Source organism: Mycolicibacillus koreensis (assembly GCF_002104795.1).
Classification (GTDB): domain Bacteria; phylum Actinomycetota; class Actinomycetes; order Mycobacteriales; family Mycobacteriaceae; genus Mycobacterium; species Mycobacterium koreense.
The window spans coordinates 1-6,346 of sequence record NZ_NCXO01000083.1; the positions used below are offsets into that span (position 1 = coordinate 1).

Below are 6,346 nucleotides of genomic sequence, written 5' to 3' on the forward strand. Positions count from 1 at the left end.
CACCTCAAACCGCCCAGCCATATCCCGCATCAACTGCGGATCAGTCATAAAACGCGAAGCCATAATCGCCTCTCCTTATCTCGTGATCGACACTGTCAGAACAACTCCGGCGCGTACCCGGCAGCCGGCGGCCGCGCCATCACGGTCGGCCGGATCCCATAGCGCGGTCCGGTGACACCATTGCCCCGGCCCATTCCGGCCAGCGGCACGCCGGGCGCGCCGTGCCCGCCGCTGGGTGCCGCCGCGGCCGGGCTGTGCCCGGGCAGCACGCTGGTGGCGGCCGCTGCCGGGGCGGCGCCGTTCCACGACGCGGGCACCGACAGCGCGCCGATCGGGGTTGCCCGCGCCATCCCCGCCGACACCGACGCCGGCGCCGAGGCCAACCCGGCCGACGTCGAGGCCGGGGCGCCGGCGCTGGCGAGCATCGCCGTGGTGGTCGGCTGAAGGGCGGGCAGGACCGGCGTGAACGCGCCGGGCGCGAAGCGTCCCGGGATCGCTTCGTTGAACTCCTGGACGACCGCCAAGTCGGCGATCATCGACGTGGCCATCGCCGGGTTGATCGCTCCGGTGGAGGTGATGGTGTTCCACAGGTTGGCGTTGGGCCCGATCCCCGCTCCCCCGGCGTCACCGAGGATGCCGCCGGATTCCCCGGAGTTGAACAGGTTTCCGAGCAACCCCGACAGCACGTTTCCGGCACTGCCCTGCCCGGAGTTCTTCTCGGCGTTGGCTTTCGCCGCCTCCTGCATGCTCTGCCCTGCCGGGTTGGGGTTCTGCGTGGCCGGGGCGAACGGTGTCAGTTGGCTGGCCGCCGCCGTACTGGCGGCGTAGCCGTACATCGCCGCCGCACACTGGGCCCACATCTCCATGTACAGAGCCTCGGTGGCCATGATCGCCCCGGTGTTCTGCCCCAGGAAGTTCGTCGCGATCAACGACGACTGCAGACTGCGGTTCGCCGCGATCACCGGCGGCGGCGTCGTCATCGCGAAGGCACCCTCGAATGCCGCCACCACCGCACGCGCCTGCATGGCCGTCTGCTCGGCCTGGGCTGCGGCAGTATCCATCCACATCATGTGCGGGGTGATCTTCGTCGCCATCGCCACCGACGACGGACCCAGCCATTCCTCGGTCGCCAGCCGCGAGACCACCGCCTTGTACGAGTTCGCGGTGGTTTGCAGGTTGGCCGACAACCCGTCCCAGGCAGCGGCGGCCGCCTGCATGGTCGCCGAACCGTCGCCCCCGTAGATCAACGCGGCGTTGATTTCCGGTGGCCGTGCACCAAAGTCAACAAACATCACCGGCCCCTTCCGGTTTAGGCAGCACCTGCCGCGTTCGCGGCTTCGGTCACCGCGTAGGCGTCAGCGTTGCCGCTCAGCAGTGCAACGAACTGCTCATGGATGGCCGCGGCCTGGGCGGCCACGGTTTGGTAATTCTGGGCGTGCGCCACGAATTGCGCGGTCGTCAGCATCGACACTTCGTCGGCGCCGGCGGGAAAGATCCCGGTGGTCGGGCCGGCCGCAGCGGTGTTGCCGGCGTGCACCGCCGAGCCGATACCGCTCAGTTCAGCGGCGGCGGCGGTCAGAAACTCGGGCTGGGTGAAGAGAAAAGACATGGGTCATCTCCTGATGGAACGCAGGGCTGATCAACGGCTCCCGCGTTTCCGCCACAGGCACACCCGACCGACCGCCACGCTCACAGTCGTGCGAGCGCGCGCGAAATCGGCGGAGAGCCGGTCTGTTTCAGGCAGCGGAGATGATGCCGGGGCCGGATCGGAACGGACTGATCATCAAAGCCGGATAATGACTATCGCTGGGACTCAATCTCGCCCTCACCTCCTCACAGCCAGGACACACGGGGGTGTCGCCACGCGTGCACAGTCAGGGGAAGAAGCAACCCGACCCACGTCGGGCGCCGCACCCCTCTCGTCTGAGTTTCGGCACTGCACGGCGTATCCGGTTCGACCGGAAGCCACTTGGGCTCAACCCTTAAGCCGGGAGGAGCTGTCCTGACCCGGGGCGTCTCTCGACGTTCAAGGTCAGTGGCCTGTGTCCATGCAGACGCCTCACCTAGCGAGGTGCATGCATCAGCAATACTGGCACCGTCTGGGCTTGCCGTCAACTCGACGCGCTGACCAGGTTCTGGACACCGAATTGACGCGGCAGCCCCGACGCTGAGCGAACTAGGATGCGCTGTTCTTGTTCTCGGCGACCGCGGCCCGCAGACCCTCCGCCAGGTCCTCGGCGGTGAGTTCTTTGAAGCGCAGCAACTGGCTTTCGTCGAAGTCGGTGAGGTCACTGGCCAGCAAAGCGTCCAGGTCCTCGTCATCGAGACGGGCGTTGCGGTGATCGCGAGCTTTCTCCACCACGTTGCGCACGAAGCCGGCGTTGCCCAAGACGTCGATACCGCGAATGAGATCGCCGTCCTCGGAGTAGTTCTCCTCGGAGTAGAACTCGGTGTAGGAGGGCAGCAGCACCGCCACCGCCTCGTCGGTGATGACGTCTTCGTTCTCGCTGCCCATCAACTGGGTCAGCGCGATCAGTTCCGGCGGGGTGTAGCTGTAGAACTCGATGACCGTGGAGAACCGTCTGCGCAACCCGGGGTTGACGTCGAGCATCTTCTCCATCGCGTTGGCGTAGCCGGCCCCGAACACCACGAGTTCGTCGCGGTGGTTCTCCATGTACAGCAGCAGTGTGTTGATGATCGCGTTGCCATACGGGTCGCCCTGGGAGTAACCGCGCTCGTGCAGGGTGTGCATCTCGTCGAAGAACACGGCCCCGCCGAGCGCCCCTTCGAGCATCTCCTCGGTGTTCTTCTCGGCGTCGGCCATGTGCCGGCCCAACAACTTGGTGCGACTGGTCTCCACCACCAACGGCTTGCGCAGCACCGTGAGTCCGCACAGCTGTTTGGCGAAAGCCCTTGCCACCGATGTCTTCCCGGTCCCCGGCGGCCCCAGCAGCAGCGCATGGCGGGAGCTGACCGGCACCGGAAGTCCCATCTTCTCGCGGGCCAGGTTCACCTTGGTGGTGGATTTGATCAGTCGGATCTCGCGTTTGGCCCGTTCCATGCCCAGCATGGCGTTGAGTTCAGCATCGCCTTCGGCCAGATACTTCGCCGCGGTTTCGGCGTGGCGTGCGGCCTCGGTCTGCTCACGGGTGGGCGCACTGTCGGGATCCCATGGGTCGGTGCGCGCCTCGATCGTCTCCGGGTCGGTGATGACCAATCCGTAGTCGCGGTTCTCCAGAGCCTCGCGCGCCGGGCTGAAGGTGGCGTCGCGGGAGTACACCCGGCGCAGCAACTCCACCGCCTCGTCCTCACGCCCGAGATGACGCAGACACATCCCCTGGGTGTAGAGGGCGACGTTGGCCGCCGCGGGAACCCGGTCGCCCTCAATGGCTTCCGACGCGCGCCGGGTGGCCTCCTCGAAGACCCCCAGGGAGGCCAGCGCGGTGGTGGCCATCGCCGCGGCCGCGGCCTTCAGTTCGGGGCTGCGCCACATCGTCGCAGCGGGGAACTGGGTGAGCACGTCGGGCCAGCGGCCGGTGCGGAAATACAGCAGACCCCGCACGTAGCTGAGCAGTTCGGCGTCGATCGGCTGGCGCGCCGTCGTCTCATCGAGCAGGCGTGACGCCTCGTCGTAGCGCTTGGCCTCGATGAGCGCGGCCGCGTAGGCGGCGGCCAGCGACTCGACGCTGCCGATCGCCAGCCGCAAGAACAGCCCGTCGGAGACCTCGGGGCGGAACTGCAGGTCGGCCACGCCGAGGCGCCGGATCTCCCATCCGAATGTCTTCGCCGCCGCCCACGCGTTGGCGACCACCTCGAGGCTGTCGTCACCGGCGAGGATGCGGGCCAGCCACGCGTCGCACACGCTCGGATCCAGCGCGGTGGCTGTGCTGAACATCTGCGCCGCCACGGTGGGGTTGTTGCTGGGCTGCAACCCGTTGACCGAGATTCCCGAGGCCAGCAGCCCGGCGACCATCGCGTTGCGGGCGTCGCTGGCCGCGGCGTGCGGACCGCTCATGGGCCCGCCTCTGCGGTGTCGAGGACCGGCTCCGGCAGGGGCAGGGCCGCCGGATCGTCGTCCTGCAGGGCGCGCGCCGGCAGCACCAATCGCGGTTGGCGCGCGGGCACCGGCATGATCTCCGCGACCGCCAGCAGTTGCCTGCCGGCCAGCCGGTTCAAGCCCTTGAACACCGACTTGTCCAGCCGTTCGGCGGTGTGGAAACGCACCCAGGCGCAGACCTCGATCTGATTGTGGCGGGCGAGCAACCGCAACCCGATCACGGTGAGATCCGCGTCGACGTCCCACAGGTCGGCGAGAGTGTCGGCGGTGATGTCGTTGGGCGACAACCAGAATGACGTGGCGTACCCGGTCACCTCACCGTCACCGTCGCGGCGTTTGAGAAACCGCAACCGCGGGGAGGCGTCATCAGACACCCCGCCGAGCACCGCGTCATCGAGGTCGCTGAGCTCGTCGGCGGTCAGCGGCCACGCGTCGAACCGGCGTCGCCCCAGATCGTCGGCGACCCGTTCGGCGACCGCCGCCATGGTCGAGGCCACCGAATCCCGCACGATCACCCCGCCGACGTTCGCGGTCGGCGTCATCCGCAGCACCAGCCAGGCGCTGGGTTGGCGTTCGGTCGGGGTGGCGTCCGCCGTGGCGAGGGCGATGACATCGATCCCGTCGAGGTGGACGTCGAACTGGCTCAAGCTCGCGGCGACCGCCTGAATCGGTAGCTCGGCCATCGCCGCCTCGGGTTGGCTGTGCCGGCCGTTGGGGGCGAGCACCGGGGCGGCCACCGCCACCACCGCGACGACCGCACCGTCGTGGTGACGCACCCCGACGGTGGCATGGCCGTAGCGACGCCGGTGGTCGGTCGCCGCGTCGCGGCCGACGGCCAACGCCGGTTCCACCTTGGTGAAGAAGTTCCGCAACCACGTCCCGATCAGCACACCGAGACGCACCCGGCGGAATGTCACCAACACCAGGATCGCCACCAGCGCGGCGATCCCGACGCCGGTCCACCAGGCGATGTCGCGCCGCCACTGGGTCGGCCAGTTGCTGACCAGGGTCATGATGCCCACGTCGACGAGAAACACCACGGCAAGCGGTGGCCACGACACGACCAGCCCCAGCGGGCTCTGCGCCTTCATCGGCGCCACGGCGAACGCCGCATCATCGCCGCCGCCCCGAGTACCGCCGCCGCGCCCAGCGCCGCCGCGGCCAGTCCCCCGGCGGCGACCCACACCGGCACCATGTTGCGGGGGGTCTCCGGCGGCGGCAGCTCCAACGGCTTGGACAGCCGTTCCGGTGGCTGCGCGGGTCCGACGGGCACATCCCAGGTCAACGCGGCGACGGGGTCGATGACGCCGTAGCCCACCTGGTTGTCCACCCCGCGCGCCGGCGGGTGCGCGGTGGTGGTGAGCCGGTTGATGACCTGGTGGTAGGTCAGCTCGGGGTACTTGGCCCGCACCAACGCCGCGACCCCGGACACGATCGCCGTGGAGAACGCGGGGCCGGCGAACACCAGCTGGGTGTTGTCCGGGCCGTCCATCGCGTTGACCAGGCCGTCGTCGCGGTTGGACAGTCCGATGATGTCGGTGCCCGGTGCCGCGATCGAGACCCACGGGCCCTTGACGCTCAGGTCGTTCAGCGGGACCCCGTCGGAGTTCACCGCCCCCACGGTCAGCACATAGTCGTCGAACCAGGCCGGAGTCACCACTGTATTCACACCACTCCAATTCCGCGGGTCATCGGGATGCAAGGGGTCAAAGGCGGGGTTCTGTTTGCAGTCGCTCTGGCTGGTGTCGCCGGCGGCGGCGACGATCACCGCGTCGCGCTCCACCGCCGCATAGCGCACCGCGGCGCCGAGTTCGGGAACGTCGAGCATCGTGCGGGTGTTCATGCAGGTCACCGTCGAGATGTTGATCACCCGCGCCCCGAGGTTGGCGGCGTGCACGATCGCCCGGGCCATCGTGCGCATGCTGTCGATCTTGCGGCGCACCTGCGGATCGTCGTCACCGAAGGTGTCCTTGGGGGTGAACGCGACACTGGTCTGGCGGATCGAGATCAACTCCACGTCCGGAGCCACCCCGTTGAAGGCATCCGGCTGATCGGGGGCCAGCGGCGGGGGCGGCGGACTGTCGGGCATCTCCGGGCCGAGGCCGCTGTGGTCCACCGCGACGACATCGCGCCCACCCCGGTAGGCGCCGCCGGTCACCGCGCCGCGGCGCGTGTTGGCCGCCGGCCCGGGCACCGGACCCTGGGCCGGTCCCTGCTGCTGCGGCGGCGGAGCCTGCGCCGGGGGCCCTTGACCGGGCCCCTGGGGCTCGGCCGGGGCCGGTTCCTCCG

5 protein-coding genes and 1 riboswitch are annotated in these 6,346 nt (G+C 68.9%); all 5 genes read right to left on the reverse strand.

From position 1 onward, the window contains the following. Window positions 1-95: 95 nt before the first annotated feature. Window positions 96-1,292, reverse strand: coding sequence for a PPE family protein (locus B8W67_RS19685; protein WP_085305850.1), 1,197 nt, complete (start codon window positions 1,290-1,292; stop codon window positions 96-98). Window positions 1,293-1,309: 17 nt separating this feature from the next. Continuing rightward, window positions 1,310-1,609, reverse strand: a complete 300-nt coding sequence (locus B8W67_RS19690) for a PE family protein (protein ID WP_085305852.1) — start codon at window positions 1,607-1,609, stop codon at window positions 1,310-1,312. 298 nt (window positions 1,610-1,907) lie between these two features. Further along, window positions 1,908-2,078, reverse strand: a riboswitch (M-box (ykoK) riboswitch). Between the two features lie 98 nt (window positions 2,079-2,176). Next, window positions 2,177-4,015, reverse strand: coding sequence for a type VII secretion AAA-ATPase EccA (gene eccA, locus B8W67_RS19695; RefSeq protein ID WP_085305854.1), 1,839 nt, complete (start codon window positions 4,013-4,015; stop codon window positions 2,177-2,179). Continuing rightward, complete coding sequence (gene eccE / locus B8W67_RS19700) at window positions 4,012-5,148, reverse strand: type VII secretion protein EccE (protein WP_069393916.1); 1,137 nt, start codon at window positions 5,146-5,148, stop codon at window positions 4,012-4,014. The genes eccA and eccE overlap by 4 nt, the downstream gene beginning before the upstream one ends. Next, window positions 5,145-6,346, reverse strand: a 1,202-nt coding sequence (locus B8W67_RS19705) for a S8 family serine peptidase (RefSeq protein ID WP_165757330.1), incomplete at its 5' end; no start/stop codon positions are given. The genes B8W67_RS19705 and eccE, both read right to left, overlap by 4 nt.